This is a genomic window from Micromonospora sp. U56 (assembly GCF_018070095.1).
Lineage (GTDB): Bacteria > Actinomycetota > Actinomycetes > Mycobacteriales > Micromonosporaceae > Micromonospora > Micromonospora purpureochromogenes.
The window spans coordinates 107,415-128,009 of record NZ_JAGPYL010000001.1 but is presented as its reverse complement, the minus strand read 5'-3'; the positions used below and the strand labels follow the sequence as shown (position 1 = coordinate 128,009).

Annotated in this window: 19 protein-coding genes; 7 read left to right on the top strand and 12 right to left on the bottom strand. The window is 72.9% G+C overall.

Going from position 1 to position 20,595, the window contains the following annotated elements; all coding sequences use genetic code 11:
• The first annotated feature begins 74 nt into the window (after nt 1-74).
• Together KBX37_RS00620 and KBX37_RS00615 are read left to right on the top strand one after the other, a co-directional pair.
• Nucleotides 75-665 carry a TetR/AcrR family transcriptional regulator gene (locus KBX37_RS00620; RefSeq protein ID WP_210773650.1) on the top strand — a complete coding sequence of 197 codons (591 nt, stop codon included), beginning with the start codon at nt 75-77 and terminating at the stop codon, nt 663-665.
• Nucleotides 666-728: 63 nt separating this feature from the next.
• On the top strand, nt 729-1,520 hold the full coding sequence (locus KBX37_RS00615) for an EI24 domain-containing protein (RefSeq protein ID WP_210773649.1): 792 nt from the start codon (nt 729-731) through the stop codon (nt 1,518-1,520).
• A 62-nt stretch (nt 1,521-1,582) separates the two neighbouring features.
• Here KBX37_RS00615 and KBX37_RS00610 read toward each other — a convergent pair whose 3' ends face one another.
• The 7 genes from KBX37_RS00610 to KBX37_RS00580 all read right to left on the bottom strand — a co-directional run bounded on the left by KBX37_RS00610 (nt 1,583) and on the right by KBX37_RS00580 (nt 9,197).
• The gene (locus KBX37_RS00610; protein WP_210773648.1) at nt 1,583-2,488 is read right to left on the bottom strand and encodes a GNAT family N-acetyltransferase; all 906 of its coding nucleotides are present in this window, start codon (nt 2,486-2,488) and stop codon (nt 1,583-1,585) included.
• Nucleotides 2,489-2,552: 64 nt separating this feature from the next.
• Nucleotides 2,553-3,560, bottom strand: a complete 1,008-nt coding sequence (locus KBX37_RS00605; RefSeq protein ID WP_210773647.1) for a LacI family DNA-binding transcriptional regulator — start codon at nt 3,558-3,560, stop codon at nt 2,553-2,555.
• 19 nt (nt 3,561-3,579) lie between these two features.
• A complete protein-coding gene (locus KBX37_RS00600) occupies nt 3,580-4,971 on the bottom strand; it encodes a GH1 family beta-glucosidase (RefSeq protein WP_210773646.1) in 1,392 nt (463 codons plus the stop codon).
• A complete protein-coding gene (locus KBX37_RS00595; protein ID WP_154941642.1) occupies nt 4,968-5,801 on the bottom strand; it encodes a carbohydrate ABC transporter permease in 834 nt (277 codons plus the stop codon). The genes KBX37_RS00600 and KBX37_RS00595 overlap by 4 nt, the downstream gene beginning before the upstream one ends.
• Nucleotides 5,798-6,787, bottom strand: a complete 990-nt coding sequence (locus tag KBX37_RS00590; RefSeq protein ID WP_210773645.1) for a carbohydrate ABC transporter permease — start codon at nt 6,785-6,787, stop codon at nt 5,798-5,800. Before KBX37_RS00590 ends, KBX37_RS00595 begins: the two co-directional genes overlap by 4 nt.
• A 72-nt stretch (nt 6,788-6,859) precedes the next feature.
• Nucleotides 6,860-8,167 carry an ABC transporter substrate-binding protein gene (locus KBX37_RS00585; RefSeq protein ID WP_210773644.1) on the bottom strand — a complete coding sequence of 436 codons (1,308 nt, stop codon included), beginning with the start codon at nt 8,165-8,167 and terminating at the stop codon, nt 6,860-6,862.
• Between the two features lie 271 nt (nt 8,168-8,438).
• Nucleotides 8,439-9,197, bottom strand: coding sequence for a maleylpyruvate isomerase family mycothiol-dependent enzyme (locus tag KBX37_RS00580; protein WP_210773643.1), 759 nt, complete (start codon nt 9,195-9,197; stop codon nt 8,439-8,441).
• 70 nt (nt 9,198-9,267) lie between these two features.
• Here KBX37_RS00580 and KBX37_RS00575 point away from each other — a divergent pair, with 70 nt between their 5' ends.
• Nucleotides 9,268-10,359, top strand: coding sequence for a UDP-N-acetylmuramate dehydrogenase (locus tag KBX37_RS00575; RefSeq protein ID WP_210773642.1), 1,092 nt, complete (start codon nt 9,268-9,270; stop codon nt 10,357-10,359).
• A 127-nt stretch (nt 10,360-10,486) separates the two neighbouring features.
• On the opposite strand, the gene KBX37_RS00570 is transcribed toward KBX37_RS00575, so the two are convergent.
• Complete coding sequence (locus KBX37_RS00570) at nt 10,487-11,266, bottom strand: class I SAM-dependent methyltransferase (protein ID WP_374103616.1); 780 nt, start codon at nt 11,264-11,266, stop codon at nt 10,487-10,489.
• A gap of 31 nt (nt 11,267-11,297) precedes the next feature.
• On the bottom strand, nt 11,298-12,065 hold the full coding sequence (locus tag KBX37_RS00565) for an SDR family NAD(P)-dependent oxidoreductase (RefSeq protein WP_210773640.1): 768 nt from the start codon (nt 12,063-12,065) through the stop codon (nt 11,298-11,300).
• 182 nt (nt 12,066-12,247) lie between these two features.
• On the opposite strand from KBX37_RS00565, the gene mshA reads away from it, so the two are divergent.
• The 3 genes from mshA to KBX37_RS35795 all read left to right on the top strand — a co-directional run bounded on the left by mshA (nt 12,248) and on the right by KBX37_RS35795 (nt 15,460).
• Entirely contained in the window at nt 12,248-13,612 is a 1,365-nt protein-coding gene (gene mshA / locus KBX37_RS00560) for a D-inositol-3-phosphate glycosyltransferase (RefSeq protein WP_210773639.1), read from the top strand.
• A gap of 57 nt (nt 13,613-13,669) precedes the next feature.
• Entirely contained in the window at nt 13,670-14,185 is a 516-nt protein-coding gene (locus tag KBX37_RS00555) for a YbjN domain-containing protein (protein WP_210773638.1), read from the top strand.
• 75 nt (nt 14,186-14,260) lie between these two features.
• Nucleotides 14,261-15,460, top strand: coding sequence for a hypothetical protein (locus KBX37_RS35795; protein WP_210773637.1), 1,200 nt, complete (start codon nt 14,261-14,263; stop codon nt 15,458-15,460).
• A 367-nt stretch (nt 15,461-15,827) separates the two neighbouring features.
• On the opposite strand, the gene KBX37_RS00545 is transcribed toward KBX37_RS35795, so the two are convergent.
• A complete protein-coding gene (locus KBX37_RS00545) occupies nt 15,828-17,138 on the bottom strand; it encodes an MFS transporter (protein WP_210773636.1) in 1,311 nt (436 codons plus the stop codon).
• A 322-nt stretch (nt 17,139-17,460) separates the two neighbouring features.
• On the bottom strand, nt 17,461-18,792 hold the full coding sequence (locus tag KBX37_RS00540; protein WP_210773635.1) for an MFS transporter: 1,332 nt from the start codon (nt 18,790-18,792) through the stop codon (nt 17,461-17,463).
• 150 nt (nt 18,793-18,942) lie between these two features.
• On the opposite strand from KBX37_RS00540, the gene KBX37_RS00535 reads away from it, so the two are divergent.
• Nucleotides 18,943-19,710, top strand: a complete 768-nt coding sequence (locus KBX37_RS00535) for a phosphoglyceromutase (protein WP_210773634.1) — start codon at nt 18,943-18,945, stop codon at nt 19,708-19,710.
• Between the two features lie 57 nt (nt 19,711-19,767).
• Here KBX37_RS00535 and phoU read toward each other — a convergent pair whose 3' ends face one another.
• On the bottom strand, nt 19,768-20,421 hold the full coding sequence (phoU, locus tag KBX37_RS00530) for a phosphate signaling complex protein PhoU (RefSeq protein WP_210773633.1): 654 nt from the start codon (nt 20,419-20,421) through the stop codon (nt 19,768-19,770).
• Nucleotides 20,422-20,595 lie beyond the last annotated feature (174 nt).

Below are 20,595 nucleotides of genomic sequence, written 5' to 3'. Positions count from 1 at the left end.
CAACGTGGCGTGGAGCACGCCGGCGTCCGACGGCGCGGTCGGCAGAACGAACGGTCTCTTCTTATGCTGGGGGGATGAGGTCGATTGCGGAGCAGAAGCTTCACCCGAGAGACCGGCTGCTGCGTACCGCCTCGCGCCTGTTCTATGCCTACGGGCTGCATACGGTCGGCGTGGACCGCCTGGTGAGCGAGGCCGGGGTGACGAGGGCGACCTTCTACCGCCACTTCCCGAGCAAGGAGGACCTGATCGTCGCCTACCTGCGGAGCAGGAGCGAGGAGATCCGTAACGGAGTCGCACAGGTCGTCGCGGACAGCCGGGGCCACGAGGCTCTGCTGCGCATCGTGAACGTCCTCGGGGAGGACGTGTGCAGCGCCGGCTTCCGGGGCTGCCCGTTCCTCAACGCCGCGGCGGAATACCCGGATCCGGCGCATCCCGTACGCATGGCCGTCTCCGACTACCACGCCTGGTTCTTCCAGGTGCTGCGCGACCGGGCGGTGGAGGCCGGGCACGCCGACCCGGACCACACGGCGCGGGTACTGGTGCTGCTGCGCGACGGTGCTCTGCAGGGCGGCGCGCTGGGCGATCCACAGCAGGCGCGCGCCACGCTGCGCCGGGCGGCGGAGGAACTGCTCACCGCGGCCGAGCGGTCATCCCGCTCGGAATAGGTCAGCCGGAACGCGTACGGCTGTGCCCGACGCACCTCCGGAGGTACCACTAGGCTCCCGCTCGTGAACGCACCCCGGATCTTCACGCCCGTGACTGGTGCAGCCGGTCGGTTCCTCGCCGGCGTCGGCCTGCTCCTGCGCGGCCTCGGCCTCTACGTCCGCAGCCCGGGGCTGATGCTGCTCGGCATCGTGCCGGCGCTGATCTCCGGTGCGGTCTTCCTGTCCGCCTTCGCCGCCCTGGTGTACTTCGTGGACGACCTGGCCGCGCTGGTCACCCCGTTCGCCGACGACTGGTCGACCACCGCGCGCAGCCTGGTCCGGGTGATCGCCGGGTTGGCCTTCCTCGGGCTGGGCGGGCTGCTGGCGGTGGTCAGCTTCACCGCGGTCACCCTGGTCATCGGTGACCCGTTCTACGAGAAGATCTCCGAGCGGGTGGAGGAGCGCCTCGGTGGCACCCCGGGCGGGGTGGAGGTGCCGTTCTGGGCCTCGCTGCGGCGCAGCGCCGTCGACTCGCTGCGACTGGTCGGGCTGTCGGTGCTGTTCGGCATCCCGCTCTTCGCCGCCGGGTTCATCCCGCTGGTCGGTCAGACGGTGGTGCCGGTGATCGGGGCGGCGGTGGGTGGCTGGCTGCTCGCCGTCGAGCTGGTGGGGGCGCCGTTCTCCCGGCGCGGGCTGCGGCTGCCCGACCGCCGGTCGATCCTGAAGGCGGACCGGCCCACCACGCTCGGCTTCGGCGTGGCGGTCTTCCTCTGCTTCCTGATCCCGCTCGGCGCGGTGCTGGTCATGCCGGCCGCCGTCGCCGGGGCCACCCTGCTCACCCGCCGGTCGCTCGGCCAGTCCGTTGTGGAGAGCTGACATGGAGATCACCCTCGTACCCACCAGACCGCGCAACGGATCCTCGCCGAGGGTTGACCGGTTCAGGTCAGCTCGCGCAGGCAGGACCACTGGGACGCCACCGGCCGGTAGCCGAGCCGCGCGTTGATCGCGAGCATCGGCGCGTTCGCCTCGTCGTTCAAGGTGTACGCGACGCGTACCCCGCCGCCTGCGGCCCGGTGCAGGGCGGCCTGCTTGGCCAGTCGGGCCAGCCCACGGCCCCGGTACGCCGGCAGGGTGGCGGTGTAGTCCGACCACATCCGGTCCCCGTCCCGCTTGACCATGCTGAACGCGGCCAGCTCGCCGTCGATCTCGGCCGCCGTACTGGCCTCCCGGTCCAGGCCCACGTTCTGCCACACCTCGTAGTGCCAGGTGGCGTAGCTGATCGCGTCGGACGGCACGTCGCCGGGCTCGTCGGCGGCGGCGACGTTGGCCCGGCAGATCCGGCGCGGGTCCAGCCCGGCGAATGGGACCAGCCGTACGCCCTCCGGCGCGACGGGCGCCGGCGGTGCCGGGCGCAGCTCCAGTGCCGAGTAGCGCAGCTCCCGGCCCGGCGTGAAGCCGTGCCGGCGGGCGAACGGCAGCGACTCGGGCAGGGCCCGGGTGAGGACCCGGCGCGCCCCGATGGACCGGAGGTGGTCCAGGGCGGCGGTGAGCAGCCCGGTGCCCACGCCCCGGCCCCGATGCTCCGGGTGCACGTGCAGGGTGGAGATCTCCCCGAAGTCGGGCACCGAGGTCTGGCTGTTGCGGTACGCGGACGCCCACCCGACCACCCGGCCGTCCTGCTCGGCCACGAAGGGAAGCCAGTCCTCGCCCGGCGGCGGTTCGGCGATCATCTGCCGGGTCGACTCCACCCCCCGGACCAGGTACGGGTGGACGACCGCCCGCAGCGCCACGATCTCCGGGGCGTCGTCGGGGCGGGCGGTGCGGATCAGGTGGCTACGGGTCATCGGGCGGACGCTACGGGCCGGCCCGGTCATGATCGACCGGCTATCCCGGCCGAGGTGGCGGCGCTCAGGCGGACTCGCGCGCCACCAGCTCGGTCGGCAGGATCACCGACTCCTCGATCGCCTCGCCCGCCGCGAGCCGCAGCAACTGCCGGGTCATCTCCCGGCCCAGCTCCACGATCTCCCAGCGCACCGTGGTCAGCGGCGGCTCGGTGTAGGCCGCCGTCTCGATGTCGTCGAAACCGATCACCGCGACGTCGTCCGGCACCCGCCGCCCCGCCCCGCGCAGGGTCCGCAGGGCGGCGTGCGCCATCAGGTCGCTGGCGGCGAAGACCGCGTCCAGGTCGGGGTGCGCGGTGAGCAGCTGGTGCATGGCCGCCGCCCCGGACTCCCGGGTGAAGTCGCCGTACGCGACCAGCTCCGCCAGCCCGGCGGCGGCGACCGTCTCCCGGTAGCCGGTGAGCCGCTCGATGCCGGCGATCATGTCCTGCGGGCCGGCGATGCTGGCGATCCGGCGGCGACCGTTCTCGATCAGGTGCCGCACCGCCCGGGCCACCCCGCCGACGTTGTCGACGTCGACGTAGGGCACCCGCGCGCCGTCGAGCGGGCGGCCGGCGCAGACCACCGGGATGCCGAGTCGGGCCAGGGTGCCGGGCAGCGGGTCGGCCCCGTGCAGCGAGGCGAAGAGCACTCCGTCGACGTGCCGGCCGGTGGTGTACCGCTCGACCCGTTCGTGACCGGCCGCCGACCCGGCGAGCATCAGCACCAGCTGCTTGTCGGCCGCTTCCAGCTCCTGGGCCGCCCCCCGGATGATCCCCGGGAACACCTGGTCGTCCGAGAAGACCCGGGTGGCCTCCTCGGGCATGACCAGGGCGACCGAGTCGGTCCGCTGGGTGACCAGGCTGCGGGCGGCCAGGTTCGGCACGTACCCCAGCTCGGCCACGGCCCGGCGGACCGCCTCCTGGATCGGCTCGGCCACCGTGGTGGAGCCGTTCACCACCCGGGACACGGTCGCCCGGGACACCCCGGCCCGGCGGGCGACCGCCTCCAGGGTCGGTCGCTGCGCGGTCGTCATCCCCGTCACCACCACCTCGTCACAGCCCGTTCCGGGAGATCACCTCCTGGTACCACCGGGCGCTGGACTTCGGTGTGCGCCGCTGGGTCAGGTAGTCGACGTGGACGATCCCGAACCGCTTCCGATAGCCCTCGGCCCACTCGAAGTTGTCCAGCAACGACCATACGAGATAGCCGCGCAGGTCCACTCCCCGGGCGATGGCCTGGTGCGCCGCCCGCAGGTGCCCGTCGAGGTAGGCGATCCGGTCGGTGTCCATGACCTGGCCGAGACCGTCCGGGCCGTCGGCGCCGGGCTTGTCCGGGAAGGCGCCGCCGTTCTCGGTGATCAGCATCGGCAGCCCCGGGTAGTCCCGGGCGATCCGCTCCAGCAGCCGGGTCAGCCCGGTCGCCTCGATCATCCAGCCCATCTCGGTCAGCGGGCCGGTGGGCGGCAGGAACTCCACCACGCCCTCGGTGCCCGGGTACGCCCCGCCGCCGCCGACGGCGTCCGGACGGCCGGCGACGTAGGTAGGGGCGTAGTAGTTCACCCCGAGCAGGTCGATCGGCGCGGCGATGAGCTTCTCGTCGCCGTCCCGGATGAACGTCGGCTCCACCAGCCGGCCGAGGTGCGCCAGCACGTCGTCCGGGTAGCCGGCGCCGGTCAGCGGGTCGAGGAAGATCCGGTTGTGCAGGCCGTCGACCAGCCGGGCGGCGGTGACGTCGGCGGCGTTGGCCGGGTCGGCGGGCTGCACGTCGGCCGGGTTGAGGGTGATCCCGAGGGTCGGCGCGCCGGCCGCGCGCAGCGCGCGGGCCGCCAGGCCGTGCCCCAGCAGGAGATGGTGTACGGCGGCGAAGGCCGCCCCCGCGTCCCGCTCGCCCGGCGCGTGCACCCCGTTGCCGTACCCCAGGTACGCCGAGCACCAGGGCTCGTTGAGCGTGGTCCAGGTGCGGACCCGGTCACCGAGCCGGCTGTGCACGGCGACGGCGTAGTCGGCGAGGTGCTCGGCGGTGTCCCGGTTGGTCCAGCCGCCCCGGTCCTGGAGGGCCTGCGGCAGGTCCCAGTGGTAGAGCGTGACGATCGGGTCGACGCCCCGGTCGAGGAGCGCGTCGGTGAGCCGGTCGTAGAAGTCCAGCCCACGGGGGTTGACCGGGCCGGTGCCGTCCGGCTGGATCCGGGGCCAGGCCACCGAGAAGCGGTACGCCCCCAACCCCAGCTCGGCCATCAACGCCACGTCGTCGGCGTACCGGTGGTAGTGGTCGCAGGCGACGTCGCCGGTGTGCCCCTGGAAGACCTTCCCCGGCGTACGGCTGAAGGTGTCCCAGATCGACGGGCCGCGACCGTCGTCGTGGACCGCGCCCTCGATCTGGTACGCCGCGGTGGCGGCGCCCCAGACGAAGCCCTCGGGGAAACGCAGCTCACTCGTCGCGCTCACGCCTTGACCGCACCTTCCATGATGCCGCCGATGATCTGGCGGCCGAACACGATGAACACCAGCAGCAGGGGCAGGGTCGCGATGGCTGTACCGGTGAACACCTGCGACATGTCCTGGTAGTACCCGTCCGACAGGGCCCGCAGCGAGAGCTGCACGGTCGGGTTCTCCGGGTCGTTGAGCACCGCGTACGGCCAGAGGAAGTCGTTCCAGGTGGTCATGAAGGTGAGCAGGCCGAGGACGGCGGCGGCGGGGCGCAGCGCGGGCAGCACCACGTTCCAGTAGATCCGCGCGGTGCTGCACCCGTCGATCCGGGCCGCCTCGATCAGCTCGGTGCTGACGGCCTGGCCGGCGTACTGGCGCATCATGAAGACCCCGAAGCCGGTCACCAGCGCCGGCACGATCACGGCCGGCAGCCGGTCGTTCCAGTTCAGCTTCGTCATCAGCATGTACAGCGGGATGACGCCGAGCTGGGTGGGCACCATCATCGTCGCGATGATCACCATCAGCAGCGCGTTGCGACCACGGAACCGCAGCTTGGCGAAGGCGAAGCCGGCCAGGGTGGAGAAGAAGACCACCGAGACGGTGACCGACACCGCCACGATCGTGGAGTTCACCAGGCCGGTCAGGAAGTACGCGTCGGTGTTGGCGAAGAGCCGGGCGATGTTCGCGCCCAGGTTGCCGCCGGGGGTGACCGGGGGCGGCACCTCGCCCATCGCGTCGCTGGTGCGGCTGGCGACCACGAACATCCAGTAGATCGGGAAGATCGACAGGAGGGCGGTGAGGGTCAGTGCCGCGTAGGTGAGCCGGCCGGCCGACCAGAGTCGGGTCATCGGGATCCCTCCTTGCGCCCGCCGCCGCCGAGCCGGCGCAGGACCAGCACGTTGATGGCCGCGACCACCGCGATCAGCGCGAAGAGCAGCCAGGCGATGGCGGAGCCGTAGCCGAAGTTGTAGTGCGGCGCGAAGGCGTTCTCGAACATGTACATGGTCACCGTCTGCGACTCGCGCAGCGGCCCGCCCCGGATCGCGTTGGTGCCGGAGTTGAAGAGCCGGGGCTCGGTGAAGAGTTGGAGCCCGCCGATGGTGGAGATGATGACCGCGAAGATGATCGTCGGCTTGAGCAGCGGCACGGTGATCGACCAGAACTGCCGGGCCCGGCCGGCACCGTCGATCGAGGCGGACTCGTAGAGGTCGCGCGGGATGGCCTGCATCGCGGCCAGGAAGATCAGCGCGTTGTAGCCCGTCCACCGCCAGTCGACCATGGTCGAGATGGCCACCCAGGACGCGAACCGGTTCGACTTCCAGTCGATGGCGTCGATCCCGACGAGGTCGAGCAGCCAGTTGATCATGCCGAACTCGCGGCCGAAGAGCACGCCGAAGACGATCGCCACCGCGGCGGTGGAGGTGACGTTGGGGATCAGCACCGCCATCCGCCAGCCCGTCCGCGCCCGCAGGTGCCGGTTCAGCAGGTTGGCCAGCCACAGCGCGAGGAGCAGCTGCGGGACGGTCGAGATGACGAAGATGCCGAGGGTGTTGACCACCGAGTGCCAGAAGTCGGGGTCGGCCATCAGCTGGGTGTAGTTCTGCGCCCCGATGAACGTGGGGTCGACCCCGAGCAGGTCCCAGTCGTGCAGCGAGACCCAGAAGGTGTAGACCAGCGGGTAGATCCCGAAGACCGCGAAGAGCAGGAAGAACGGGGCGATGTAGAGGTAGGGCGAGTACCGGGTGTCGAACCGGGCGAGCCGGTTGCCCCGGTTCGAGCGGGCGTGGCGCGGCGCCGGTACGACCGGGGGGCGCGCGTCGAGCTGGACGGCCATGCCGTGGACTCCTTCTCCGCCGGGCGGGCGGGGACCGGCGACGCCGAACCCCGCCCGCCCGCCTGGCTCGGGCTACTTGGCGGCGGCCTTCTTCGCGTTGTTGACGGCGTCGTTCCAGCCCTGCTCGGGGGTGCGCTGGCCCAGCTCGACGGTGCGCACCGCGTTCTCCACCTCGGTGCGGACGGCCTGGTTCTTCGGGCCCATGTAGACCGGCTTCAGGCTCTTGGCGCCGGTGCCGAAGATCTTGCCGACCGGGGCGGCGGAGAAGTACGCGTTGGTCGAGTCGACAATCGCCGGGTCGTCGAGCGCCTGCGGCGACGACGGCAGCGGGCCCTTGGCCTTGAACGCGCCGATCTGGCCCTTGGCGCTGGTCAGGAACTTGGCCAGCTCGATCGCCTCGGCCTGGTGCTTGCTCTGCTTCGGCACGGCGAGGAACGAGCCACCCCAGTTGCCGCCGTTGCCGGGGACCTGGGCGATGTCCCACTTGCCCTTGGCGGCCGGGCCGGCGTTGCCCTCGATGACGCCGGTCATCCAGGCGGGGCAGGCGATGGTGGCGAACTTCGACTGCTTGAAGGCGGAGACCCACTCCTCCGACCAGGAGCCGTACTTGCCGGAGAGGCCGGAGTCGATGATGTCGACGGTGGTGTCGAAGGCCTGCTTCACGGCCGGGTTGCTGTCGACCACCAGGTTGTCGCTGGTGTCGTAGTAGCTGTAGCCGGAGCTGTTGCCGGCGGTCTGGAGCAGGATCGTGTTGAACGTGTTGGTCGCCGCGTCGAGGAAGGACGCCCCGGTGTTGGCGGCCTTGAACTTCTCGCCGGTGGCGATGTAGTCCTGCCAGGTCGGCCAGAGCTTGGAGACCTGGTCCCGCTCGGTCGGCAGGCCGGCCTTGGCGAAGAGGTCCTTGCGGTAGCACATCGCGATGCCACCGACGTCGGTGCCGAGGCCGATCAGCTGCTTGCCGTCGGCGGTGAGCCCCTGGTTCCACTTCCAGTCCAGGAAGTTGCCCTTGAGGTCGGCGGCGCCGTGGTCGAGCAGGTTGACGAAGTTCTGCGGGTTGGCCTTGTACTCGACCAGCAGCCCCTCCTCGATGGCCACCACGTCGCCCGCGCCCTTGCCGGCGGCGAGCCACTGGGTGAGCTTCGGCGAGTACTCGTCGAGGTTGCTGCCGGTGCCCCGCTCGACGATCTTCACGTCGGGGTGGCTGGCCATGTACTCCTTGTAGAGCTCCTCGTAGCCGAACTGGCCGAAGACGTCGACGGTCAGCGTGATCGGCCCGTCCTTGGCGGAGTCGTCCTCGCCGGCGCAGGCGGCGGTGCCGAGCAGGGCGGTGGTGGCCGCCAGGGCCACCGCCGCCAGACGGCGGCGCGAAAAGGTACCCATCTTCCTCGGATTCCTCTCAGGTCAATCGGTGGTGGAGCGGGTGGACCTGCTGGTGAGCGAGTCGCAGCCCGGGTCCTGACGCGATCGTGAGGGGCTGAGAGAGCGCTCTCACGACAGCGTTGCGGCTCACCCGGCCGGTGTCAAGAGAGCGCTCTCTCGGCGCGTCCGAGTCGTGACCTGACGGCCGCCGGATACGCGAAGAGTGGCCATTCGTGGGGAATGGCCACTCTTTGCGGAAGGCGCGGATGCGGGACCGGGAGGTCCGGTGCGGTCAGCCGGTGCGCAGGCCGTCCAGGAGGCTGCGGTCGCCGGTGACGCCCAGGGCGTCGTACCCGATCCGACCCCAGAGGGCGAGCAGCAGGTCGCTGGCGGTGCCGGTGACCTGGACCCGGGCGTGGTGGTCCTCGTGGCCGAAGACCGTGGCGGTGTCGAGCAGGGCCATCCCCTCGCCGCGCAGCCGCAGGTACCAGTCCTGCGCGGCGTCGGTCGCGGTCAGCTGCACCACCCCGTGCCACTGGCCCGGCACCGCCCGGCGCCCGGCCGGCAGCCAGGTGTCCAGCACCTCGCTGATCCCGTCCGCCGCGAGCTTGGCCTCGATCGGCTCACCGGCGGCGATGGCGAGCTGGGCGTCCCAGCGGTGCACCGCGGTCTCGTGCGCCATCCGGCGCGGCCAGAAGCCGGCCTTCTTCGGCTGCGGCGCCCAGTTCCACGCCGGCGCCTCCGGGTCGAGGGTGTCGAATTGGGTCATCAGCTGGTCGTACCCGCGTTGCCACAGCTGGAGCGGGGTCACCCCGCTGGGCAGCTCCGCGCGGTCCCGGCGGGCCGGCTGGGCGGTCTCGCCGGAGCCGACGAACGAGTGCACCCACTGGTAGATGCCGGCGAGGTGCAGGGTGAGGTCGGCGACCGTCCAGCCCGGACAGGACAGCACCGGTGTCTCGGGCGGCGCCTCGGCCACCGCGGCGGCGAACGCCGGGCCGTCCACCCGGAGCGCCCCGATCCAGAAGTCCTTCGTGCCGTGCAACCTGCTCATCGCAATCCTCCCGGGGGTGACCGGGCCACCAGTGGGTGCCGCGGCTACCCCTCAGCCTAGGGTGAGAGGCGTGTCAGACGTCTACGCCCAGCCGACAACCGGAGCCGACCCCGCCGACCCGGCCACCCTGGCGAGATACACCACGCTGCGCCTCGGCGGCCCCGCCGGCCGGCTGGAGACCGCCACCAGCGCCGAGGAGATCGTACGAACCGTGCGCCAGGCGCGGGAGCGGGACGAGCCCGTCCTCATCCTCGCGGGCGGCAGCAACGTCGTCGTGGGCGACGAGGGCTTCCCCGGCACGGTCGTGCTGGTCCGGTCGCGAGGGCTGCGGGTGGTCGCCGAGGACGCCGACACCGTCACCGTACGGGTCGAGGCCGGCGAGCCCTGGGACGACCTGGTCGCCGCCACCGTGGACAACGGCTGGTCGGGGTTGGAGTGCCTCTCCGGCATCCCCGGCTCGGCCGGCGCCACCCCGATCCAGAACGTCGGCGCGTACGGCCAGGAGGTCGCCGAGAGCATCACCGGCGTCCAGGTGTACGACCGCGCCGACGACAGCCTCGGCCGGGTCGAGGCGGCGGACTGCGGCTTCGCCTACCGGTCCAGCATCTTCAAGTACAGCGACCGCTGGGTGGTCCTCTCGGTCGACTTTCGGCTGCGCCGCTCGACGCGCTCCGGCCCGGTGCGCTACGCCGAGCTGGGCCGGGCGCTCGGCGTCGAGGTGGGCGACCGGGTGCCGCTGGCCGACGCCCGCGCGACGGTGCTGAAGCTGCGCGCCGGCAAGGGCATGGTGCTCGACGCCACCGACCCGGACACCTGGTCGGTGGGCTCGTTCTTCACCAACCCGGTGCTCGACCGGGAGGCGTACGAGCTGCTGCGCGAACGCGCCACCGACCTTGGCGAGCCGCCCTCCTGGCCCTGCCCGGGCGACATGGTGAAGGTCAGCGCCGCCTGGCTGATCGACAAGGCCGGCTTCACCAAGGGCCACCCCGGCCCCGAGGGCACCGCGATCTCCAGCAAGCACACCCTGGCCCTGACCAACCACACCGGCACGGCCAGCACGGCGGCCCTGGTCGCCCTCGCCCGCGACATCCGCGACACGGTCCACACCCGCTTCGCCGTCACCCTCCACCCCGAACCCGTCCTGATCAACTGCACCATCTGACCCCACCCGCCCAGGCCCCGGCCAGACCGCGTTGATCAAGAAGTTTGCGTCACCCCAGGCCGGATTCCTGACCAAAACTTCTTGATCAACCCAGGTGCGGAGCGGGGTGGTCGGGCGGGCCGGCGGGTCAGGTGGGGGCGACGGCGGACCAGGGGAGGGTCAGTTCGCCGTGGCGCCAGCGGGGTGGGCGGTCGAGGACCGGCCAGCCGGCCTGCTTGAGGGTGCCGACCGCGCGGAGCCAGCGCTGGCGGGGGCCGAACGGGGCGTAGCCGGCGGCGGCCTGCCAGGCGTCGTCGAGAGCGCGGATCAGGTCGTGTACCCGCTCGCCGGGGACGTTGCGGTGGATCAGCGCCTTGGGCAGGCGTTCGGCCAGCTGGGCCGGGGTCTCCAGGGTCGCCAGGCGGGCCGCCAGGGTCAGCGTGCGCGGGCCGGCCGCGTCGACCAGCGCCCAGCTGCCCAGCCGGCCCAGCTCGTCGCAGGTCCCCTCGACCAGCGCCCCGCCCGGGGCGAGCCGGTCGGTGACCGTCCGCCAGGCGGCGGCGACCTCGCTCTCGTCGTACTGGCGCAGGACGTTGAACGCGCGTACCAGGACCGGACGCAGGCCGGCCAGCTCGAAACCGCCTCGGGCGAAGGTCAACCCGGGCGGGTCGGCGGCGGGCGCGGCGGCGGCCACGCGTACCGGATCGATCTCCAGCCCGACCACCCGCACGTCGGCGCGGACCCCGGTGGCCAGCCGGGCGCGCAGCTCCACGGCGGTGACCGGGGTGGCGCCGTAGCCGAGGTCCACCACCAGCGGGTCGGCGGCGGCGCGGAGCCGGTCGCCGCAGGTGGCCACGATCCAGTTGTCCACCCGCCGCAGCCGGTTGGGGTTCGTCGTCCCCCGGGTCACCACGCCCTGGGGCCGCACCGGCCCGGCCCTCACCCGCGACCGGGCCGGTTCACTGCCCGACCCGGTGCACCTTGTGCTGGGCGGCCTGGGCCAGCGGGCGGACCACCAGCCGGTCCACGTTGACGTGGTGCGGCCGGGTGGCGCACCAGGCGATGCAGTCCGCCACGTCCTCGGCGACCAGCGGTTCGGGCACCCCCGCGTACGTGGCGGCGGCCTTGTGGGCGTCCCCGCCGAAGCGGACCAGTCCGAACTCGTCGGTCCGCACCATGCCCGGGTCGATCTCGATCACCCGGACCGGTCGCCCGCACAGCTCCAGCCGCAGCGTCCCAGCGATCGCGGTCTGCGCGTGCTTGGCCGCGCTGTAGCCGCCGCCGCCCTCGTACACGGTGAAGCCGGCGGTGGAGGAGACGATCACGATGGTGCCGGCGCCGGACGCCTCCAGCGCGGGCAGCAGCGCCTGGGTGGCCCGGAGCGTGCCGAGCACGTTGACGTCGTACATCCACTGCCAGTCGCCGATCGCGCCGGACTCCACCGGGTCCAGCCCGCGCGCGCCGCCGGCGTTGTTCACCAGCAGGGTGACCGGCCCGGGCGCCGCCTGCGCCGCGGCGGCCAACTCGGCCACCGACTCGTCGGAGGTGACGTCGCAGGCCACCGCCGTGGCCGTGCCGCCGGCCGCCTCGATCTCCTTGACCAGCCCGGCCAGCCGGTCGGTACGCCGGGCGGCGGCCAGCACGTGGAAGCCCTCGGCGGCCAGCCGGCGGGCGGTCGCCGCGCCGATCCCGCTGGACGCCCCGGTGACGATCGCGACAGAGGTCATCCGGACATTGTCCCCTCCGCCGCGGGCCGGCCGGGGCGGGGGCCGTCGATGAACTGGGTCACGCCGGGGGAGAGCGCGGGCGCATTTCCGTGACCCGATGGGGAAGATGACACCCGGCGCGTGAGTTGACCGAGAAGCGCCGGTCGTGCGGGACGGCATAAACCGTGACAGAAGGAGCGGACGTGGCGGAAATGCACACCGGCGTCGGTCGTCAGCGAGGTGCCCGACCGTGGCCGCGCCCCCGGCGGATCGCCACCCTGTCGGTGCACACCTCCCCGCTGCACCAGCCCGGCACCGGTGACGCCGGCGGGATGAACGTCTACATCCTGGAGGTCGCCCGGCGGCTCGCCGAGGCCGACGTCGAGGTCGAGATCTTCACCCGGGCCACCTCCGGTGACCTGCCCCCGGTGGTCGAGATGGCGCCCGGCGTGCACGTCCGGCACATCACCTCCGGGCCGTTGGAGGGGCTGACCAAGGAGGAGCTGCCCGGGCAGCTCTGTGCCTTCACCGCCGGTGTGCTGCGCGCCGAGGCGGCCCGCCCGCCCGGCCACTACGACCTGATCCACTCGCACTACTGGCTCTCGGGCCAGGTCGGCTGGCTGGCCAAGGAGCGCTGGGGAGTGCCGCTGGTGCACACCGCGCACACCCTGGCCAAGGTCAAGAACGCCCAGCTCGCCGCCGGTGACCGCCCCGAGCCCAAGGCCCGGGTGATCGGCGAGGAGCAGGTGGTCGCCGAGGCCGACCGGCTGGTGGCCAACACCCGGGTCGAGGCCGCCGACCTGATCGGCCGCTACGACGCCGAACCGGCCCGGGTCGCCGTGGTCGAGCCCGGCGTCGACCTCGACCGCTTCCGTCCCGCTCCCGGCGACCGGGTCGCGGCCACCCGCGCCGCCCGCCGTCGGCTGGGCCTGCCCGCCGACGGGTACGTGGTGGCCTTCGTCGGCCGGATCCAGCCGCTCAAGGCGCCCGACGTGCTGGTCCGCGCGGTCGCCGCGCTGCGCGAGTGCGCCCCGGCCCTCGCCGAGGAGCTGACCGTGGTCATCTGCGGCGGCCCGAGCGGCAGCGGGCTCGACCGGCCCACCTCCCTGATGGAACTGGCCGGATCGCTCGGTGTCGCCGACCGGGTGCGCTTCCTGCCCCCGCAGACCGGCGACGACCTGCCCGCTCTCTACCGGGCCGCCGACCTGGTCGCGGTGCCCTCGTACAACGAGTCGTTCGGCCTGGTCGCCCTGGAGGCGCAGGCCTGCGGTACGCCCGTCGTCGCGGCCGCCGTCGGTGGCCTGGTCACCGCCGTGCGGGACGGGGTCAGCGGGGTGCTCGTCGACGGCCACGACCCGGCCGACTGGGCCGCTGCGCTCGCCCGCCTGCTGCCCGACCCGGCGCTGCGGGCCGACCTGGCGGCGGGCGCGGCCCGGCACGCCCGCAACTTCTCCTGGCAGCGCACCGTCTCCGGCCTGCTCGCCGTCTACGGGGAGGCGATCGCCGAGCACCGGGGCCGGCTGGCCGCCCAGCTCGCCGGGGACCCGGCGCTGTCCTGTTCCTGGTGACCCGGGCCACTCCCGCGCGTCCGGTGCGTCCCGGCGGGCGCCCGTAGAGTGGGTGCGATGAGCGCGAAGAGCGATCTGGCCGCCCTGATCGAGTCCGTCTGCACCGACCGTGAGCTGGACTGGGAGTCGACCGGCGAGGGTTCCTACGCGGTCACCCTGCCCGGCACGCACAAGCTCAAGACGGTCTGCAACCTGATCGTCGGTGAGCACGCGCTGCGGGTCGAGGCGTTCGTGATGCGCCAGCCCGACGAGCGGCGCGAGGAGCTGTGGGCCTGGCTGCTGCAGCGCAACGCCCGGATGTACGGCGTCTCGTTCTCCATCGACGCGGTAGGCGACGTCTACCTCACCGGGCGGGTCAACCCGACCGGGATCGACGCCGACGAGCTGGACCGGCTGCTCGGCGCGGTGCTCACCTACGCGGACGAGTCGTTCGACACGATGCTGGAGATCGGCTTCGGCAGCTCGATCCGCCGCGAGTGGGAGTGGCGGGTCAAGCGGGGCGAGTCCACCGCCAACCTCGCCGCCTTCGCCCACCTTTTCGAGCCGTCCGCCGGAGGTTCGGACCGGTCCTGACGGGTATGCCGCACCGCTGCGGTGCGGCGAAACGGGACCCGCCGCAGGCCGAGACGGACTGTCGAGGAGCGTGCGATGGCTCAGCGGAACAGCTCAGGTCGCGGCGGAACTGCGACCAGGACCAAACAGCAGGCGGGCAACCAGACGCCGAACACCCCGGGGATCTCGGAGTCGGAGATCTCGCGGATGCGGGTCGACGACATCCGGGGGCAGTTGCGGCGTCGTGGTGTCTCCGGCATCTCCGCTCTGCGCAAGCCCGAGTTGGTCAAGACGCTCGCGCGGACCCTGCGGTCCGAGGGCCGCCCCGGCGCCGCGGCCCGGCGCACCACCGGCCCGGCGGGCCGGGCGCCCGCGAAGAAGGCCGGCGCGACGAAGGCCGCCGCGAAGAAGACGACGGGCGCTCGGAAGACCACGACCGCCCGGGCGAAGGCCGCGCCGGCCCCCGCCCGCAAGGCGGCGCCGGCCCGCAAGGCCGCCCCGGCGGCCCGCAAGGCGACGACCGCCCGGGCGAAGGCGACACCGGCCAAGGCGGCCCGGGCCAAGGCCGCGCCCGCGAAGGCGGGCGCTCGCGCGAAGGCCGCGCCGGCGAAGAAGACCGCGCCCGCGAGGGCCGGCGCCCGCGCCAAGACGGCCCCGGCGAAGGCCGGCGCTCGCGCCAAGACGGCCCCGGCGAAGAAGACCACGCCGGCGAAGGCGGGCGCCCGGGCGAAGGCCGCGCCGGCCAAGGCGGGCGCTCGCGCGAAGGCCGCGCCCGCGAGAAAGACCGCACCGGCGAAGAAGGCCGCGCCGGCGAAGGCCGGGGCTCGGGCGAAGGCCACGCCGGCGAAGGCCGGGGCCACGCCCGCCCAGCGGGTCATCGCCCCGCCGGCCGCAGTCGGCGCGGCCGCCGCGGCCCGGACCACCGGCGTACGGACCGGCCGGTCCAGTTCCCGGTCGGTACGGTCGTCGCAGGTGATCTCCTCCCCGGCGGACCGCCCCGAGCGCCCCGGCCGCAGCCTGGTCACCAGCAACCACGAGGTGATCCAGAACTGGGCGCGGGCCCGTGGCGCCCAACCGGCGACCATCGCCGGCACCGAGCGTGAGGGCCGGCCGGGGGTGCTGACCTTCGAGATCCCGGGCTACCGGGAGAGCAGCCGGGTCCAGGTGATCAGCTGGGACGACTGGTTCCGGACCTTCGACACCCGGCGGCTGAACCTCATCTACCAGGAGCAGCTGCGCGACGGTCGGCAGAGCAACTTCTTCCGGACGGAGTCACCCGATCGTGAGGAGGCCTGAGGTGTTTACGGGAATGGTCGCCGGGTACGCCGTGTTGACCGTTGCGAGGCCCGGAGCAGGGGTGTCGGACGCCACGTCGACGCTGTGACCGGCGAGACAGCGATCCGGGTTGAATCCGGAATCCGGGCGAACTAACTTTATTGCACCGCGCCACGCTCGGAACCGTTCGGGGGAGCGGTGGATCGATCAGATCCGAGCACCGAGTGAGGCGCAAAGAAACGGGTGGAGCACATCGTTGGGGGACGGTGCCACCCGTGGAACCGGCGGCGCGAGCGGGCGACGCTTACGGGGGTGAGTGTCGCCCGCCGCCGCCGGGCAAGCGGTGCGGATGCCCATCACGACCACGGTCGTGGTGGGCGTTCTGCCGTCAGCCCACCGGCTGCGAGGCCCGCGCCGGTGCGGCCACCCGCCGCGCCGCCACCCGGCGCTCCCGGCTCGGCCCGGCCAGCAGGTGCCCGCCCGCGGCGAGCAGGCCCAGGGCCGCCACCACCAGCCAGTGCCGCTCCCCGAGATACTGCAGGCTCACCCCGCCCAGCGTCGGCGCGACGAAGGACGCGGCCGGGAAGGTCAGGTAGAACACCGACTGGTAGCGCGCCCGCAGCTCCGGCGGAGCCAGGTCGGCGTTGATCTGCGCGTTCGGCGGCGCGGCAAGCATCGAGCCGACCGTCCAGACCACCGCGGCGGCCAGGTAGACCCAGAGCTGGTCGGCGACCGCCAGCGCACCGAACCCCACCGCGAGCAGGCCGGTGGAGAGGGCCAGCACCCGGTGCGCCCGACGCCGGTCGATCAGCCCGGGTACGAAGAGCTGCCCCACCACGATCAGCGCGCCGCCCAGCGCCACCACCGTGCCGTACGCCGACGGGCTCAGGCCGTCCGCGCGCATCGCCAGCGGCATGATCGTCGAGGTCTGCATGGTGAGTACGGCCAGCACGAAGGTGAGCCCGACGAAGACCAGGAAGGTCCGGTCGGTCAGCGCGGTGTGCAGCCCCGGCGGCCGGGACCGCCCGGCGCCTCCGGCCACCGGCTCGCCGGCAGTCCGCCCGGCCCCGGCCTGGTCCGGGCGGCTCCTCGTCGATCCGGTGCGGCGGCCGGGCAGGGTCTCCGGGACCTTCCAGGCGATCAGCACGGCGGCGGCCAGGGTGGCGGCGGCGTCGACCAGGAAGAGCGCGAGGAAGCTCGCCTCGGCCAGCAGCCCGGCCAGCAGTGAGGCCACCGCCATGCCGAGGTTGAACGCCCAGAACTGGAGGTTGAACGCGCGGGAGCGGCGGTGTTCGGGGACCACGTCCACGATGGCCGCGACGAAGGCCGGGCTCGGCATCGAGTGCGCGATCCCGACCAGCGCGGCCAGCGCCGCGATCACGGCGAGGTGCCGGCTGAACGCCAGCCCCACCATCAGCCCCGCCGCCGCCAGGTGCGCGGCGACCAGGGTGGCCCGCCGGCCCCAGCGGTCCGCCAGCACCCCGCCGAGCAGCACCCCGACCGCCCCGCCCGCTCCGTACGCACCGACCACGGCGCCGGCCAGCGACTCACTGGCCCCGCGCGCCGCGGTGAGGTAGAGCGACAGGAAGAGCACCGCGAAGGCCCCGGCCCGGTTGACCAGCAGCCCCGCCCAGAGGTACCAGAAGGTGGCGGGTAGACCGCCGGCAGTTCCGTCCCACCAGCGCCGCAACCCGCGCACCCGTCCTCCAGAAACCTTGTTAACCGATCCGTCCTCGACCGTATGCAGCCCCGCCCGACCGCGCCACCGTGTCGGTGATCACCGGGGCGGACCCGTCGGCGGCGCAACGGGTTACGGCACGGCGGGTTCGGGCGGGCCGGAGGCGGACGGTGGTCGGAGGTCCTGTCGAGCTGATGTCGTCAACGATTCGGGCTCCGGGTCCGAGGGGCTTGATTCGTTCACGTCATCAGCTCGAAAGGGCCCGCGGGGCACCCTGCCTCGTCCGAGCCCGGCAGGCCCCCGGGCGGGCGGCATTCAGGAAGGGTGCCGGCGGTCGGCGTACTCAGGAAGGGGTGTGGGCCGCGACCGGCTCGGCCGGCGCGGTGGCAGCGGCCTCGGCCGCCTGGGGGGCCGGCTGCCGGACGGCGGTGACCGGCGTGACCGGCTGCGTCGCCGGCCGGAGCTGGGCGGCCCGCCGCTCCCGGGCCGGCCCGGAGACCAGGTGGGCCACCGCCATCAGCGCGCCGACGGCGGCGCAGCCGAGCCAGAGTTCGGTGTTGCCGGCGCGTTCCCGGACCAGGCCGCCGAGGATCGGCGCGACCGCCCCGGCGATCTGCCAGGACAGCGAGAAGACGCCCTGGTAGCGGCCGCGCAGCCGGTCGGGGGAGAGCTCGGCGATGAGGGTGGCGTTGGACGGCGAGTTGAGCATCTCGCCGAGGGTCCAGATCAGCACGGTGAGGCCGTAGAACCAGGCGGCGTCGGCGAACGCGGTCAGGCCGAAGCCGACGCCCATCACCAGCGAGGCCAGGGCGAGCACGTGCGACCGGCTGCGCCCCCTGATCAGCCGGGGCACGAAGAGCTGCCCGACGACGATCAGCACACCGTTGAGCGCGATCACCGAGCCGTAGGTGGCGGGGCTGAGGCCCGAGTCGCCCATCGCGATCGGCAGCATCGAGATGTGCTGGAGGAAGACCAGCGCGGCGAACAGGTTCAGCGCCACGAAGCCCAGGAAGACCCGGTCGGTGGCGATGGTGCGCAGCGCGCCGAGCGGGGCGGCGCCACCGGGGCGGGCCGGGGCGGCCGAGACCCGGCGGGTCTCCTTCACCCGGGTGAAGATGATCAGTGCGGTGACCACGGTGGTGGCCGCGTCGACCACGAAGAGCAGCAGGTAGCCTGCCTGGGCGGCGAACCCGGCGAGCACCGCGGCGCAGGCGAAGCCGAGGTTGATCGCCCAGTAGTTCAGCGAGAAGGCGCGCAACCGGTCCTTCTCCGGCACCACGTCGATCATCATGGCGCCGAACGCCGGTCGGGCCGCCTCGGCGAACATGCCGAGCAGCAGCGCGCCCGTGGCCACCGCCCAGAGCGGCCGGGCGAAGCCGAGCGCGAGCATCATGGTGGCCGCGCCGAGGTGCGCGGTGAGCAGCGTGGGCCGCCGTCCCCAGCGGTCGGTGAGCGTGCCACCGACGGTGGTGCCGACCGCGCCGCCGACGCCCCACAGGCCCAGCACCAGGCCGGCCTGGGTGGGGGAGAAGCCGCGTTCCTGGGTGAGGTAGATGGCGAGGAAGACCAGGACGAACGAACCGAGCCGGTTGATCAGGGTGCCGGTCCAGAGGTACCAGAAGGTCCTCGGCAGCCCTCCGGTGGTGTCCCGGAACCAACTTCGCACCGTCCGCACGCCCGCGCCCCCGCTCGGTAATGACCGCTAAGTTCTAAGCGCCTTACAACCTAGTGCCGGCCCGGAACGTGGGTCATCGGTTTTTACACGTGGTGGTCGTCACGGCCACCACCCGCGTGTCCACCGGCGGGGTACGGCAGGATGATCGGCATGACTGCGAGCGAGGGGCCCACCGTCGGGACGCTGGTCCTGCTGCGGCACGGCGAGAGTGACTGGAACGCCAAGAACCTCTTCACCGGCTGGGTGGACGTCGACCTGACCGAGAAGGGCGAGAACGAGGCGCGGCGCGGCGGCGAACTGCTGCGCGAGCACGCCCTGCTGCCCGACGTGGTGCACACCAGCGTGCTGCGCCGCGCGACCCGCACCGCCGAGCTGGCGCTCAACGCCGCCGACCGGCACTGGATCGCGGTGCGCCGGTCGTGGCGGCTCAACGAGCGGCACTACGGCGCCCTCCAGGGCAAGAACAAGAAGCAGACCCTGGAGGAGTACGGCGAGGAGCAGTTCATGCTCTGGCGCCGCTCGTACGACACGCCGCCGCCGCCGATCGCCGACGACGACGAGTTCTCGCAGGTCGGCGACCCGCGCTACGCGCTGCTGCCGACTGAGCTGATGCCGCGCACCGAGTGCCTCAAGGACGTCGTCGAGCGGATGCTGCCGTACTGGTACGACTCCATCGTGCCGGACATCCTGGCCGGCCGTACGGTGCTGGTGGCCGCGCACGGCAACTCGCTGCGCGCCCTGGTCAAGCACCTCGACCAGATCAGCGACGAGGCGATCGCCAAGCTGAACATCCCCACCGGCATCCCGCTGCGCTACGACCTCGACGCCCAGCTGCGCCCGCACACCCTGGGCGGCACCTACCTCGACCCGGCCGCCGCCAAGGCCGCCGCCGCCGCGGTGGCCAACCAGGGCCGCTGACGTACCCGCGAAAGGCCCCCGGTCCGCACGGACCGGGGGCCTTCGTCGTCGCCCGGGTCAGCTCGCCGAGGGCGTGGACTGGCCGGTGATCAGGTAGACCACGTGCTCGCCGGCGTTGACCGCGTGGTCGGCGAAGCGCTCGTAGAAGCGGCCGAGCAGAGTGGCGTCGATCGCCGTCTCCACCCCGTACGGCCAGTCGTCGCCGAGCAGCACGCCGAACAGGCTCTTGTGCAGGTCGTCCATGGCGTCGTCGTCGCGGTCCAGCTCGGCGGCGAGGTCGGCGTCGGGCTTGGCCAGCACCGTGCCGATCTTCTCCGCCATCCGGTCGGCGATGGCGGCCATGTCGGTGAAGACCGGCCGCAGCTCGGCCGGCACCGCCGGCGACGGGTGCCGGCGCAGCGCCGTCTTGGCCACGTGGTCGGCCAGGTCGCCCATCCGCTCCAGGTCCGCCGCGACGTGCAGTGCGGTGATCATGGCCCGCAGGTCGGAGGCGACCGGCGCCTGCCGGGCGAGCAGGTCGCAGACCCGCTCCTCGACGTGCCGGTAGAGGTCGTCGATCTCGGCGTCCCGCGCGATCACCGCCTCGGACGCCTCGCGGTCGGCGGTGAGCAGGCCGCGGGTGGCCTGGCGCATCGCGGCGCGGACCCCTTCCGCCATGTCCACCAGCAGCTGGCTGACAATCTGCAGGTCGGCCCGGAACTCGTCGCGCATCGTCACTTCCTGGGGTCGGTGCCGCCGGCCCCTGGGCAGGGGCGTCCGGCATACGGGTCGAGCGGGTGCGCGCCAACCGTAGGCGGGGGGAACGGACCGGAGGTGAACTCCGGTGAACGACGCGGGACCCGCGAGTGAACTTCTGCGGAAGTGAGGATGATTCGTCCCGTTATG

Bases quoted from the DNA above. Each gene is read 5' to 3' on its own strand.
- KBX37_RS00620 (WP_210773650.1), top strand. From the start codon at position 75: ATGAGGTCGATTGCGGAGCAGAAGCTTCACCCGAGAGACCGGCTGCTG.
- KBX37_RS00610 (WP_210773648.1), bottom strand. From the start codon at position 2,488: ATGACCCGTAGCCACCTGATCCGCACCGCCCGCCCCGACGACGCCCCG.
- KBX37_RS00605 (WP_210773647.1), bottom strand. From the start codon at position 3,560: ATGACGACCGCGCAGCGACCGACCCTGGAGGCGGTCGCCCGCCGGGCC.
- KBX37_RS00595 (WP_154941642.1), bottom strand. From the start codon at position 5,801: ATGACCCGACTCTGGTCGGCCGGCCGGCTCACCTACGCGGCACTGACC.
- KBX37_RS00590 (WP_210773645.1), bottom strand. From the start codon at position 6,787: ATGGCCGTCCAGCTCGACGCGCGCCCCCCGGTCGTACCGGCGCCGCGC.
- KBX37_RS00585 (WP_210773644.1), bottom strand. From the start codon at position 8,167: ATGGGTACCTTTTCGCGCCGCCGTCTGGCGGCGGTGGCCCTGGCGGCC.
- KBX37_RS00580 (WP_210773643.1), bottom strand. From the start codon at position 9,197: ATGAGCAGGTTGCACGGCACGAAGGACTTCTGGATCGGGGCGCTCCGG.
- KBX37_RS00565 (WP_210773640.1), bottom strand. From the start codon at position 12,065: ATGACCTCTGTCGCGATCGTCACCGGGGCGTCCAGCGGGATCGGCGCG.
- KBX37_RS00555 (WP_210773638.1), top strand. From the start codon at position 13,670: ATGAGCGCGAAGAGCGATCTGGCCGCCCTGATCGAGTCCGTCTGCACC.
- KBX37_RS35795 (WP_210773637.1), top strand. From the start codon at position 14,261: ATGGCTCAGCGGAACAGCTCAGGTCGCGGCGGAACTGCGACCAGGACC.
- KBX37_RS00535 (WP_210773634.1), top strand. From the start codon at position 18,943: ATGACTGCGAGCGAGGGGCCCACCGTCGGGACGCTGGTCCTGCTGCGG.
- phoU (WP_210773633.1), bottom strand. From the start codon at position 20,421: ATGCGCGACGAGTTCCGGGCCGACCTGCAGATTGTCAGCCAGCTGCTG.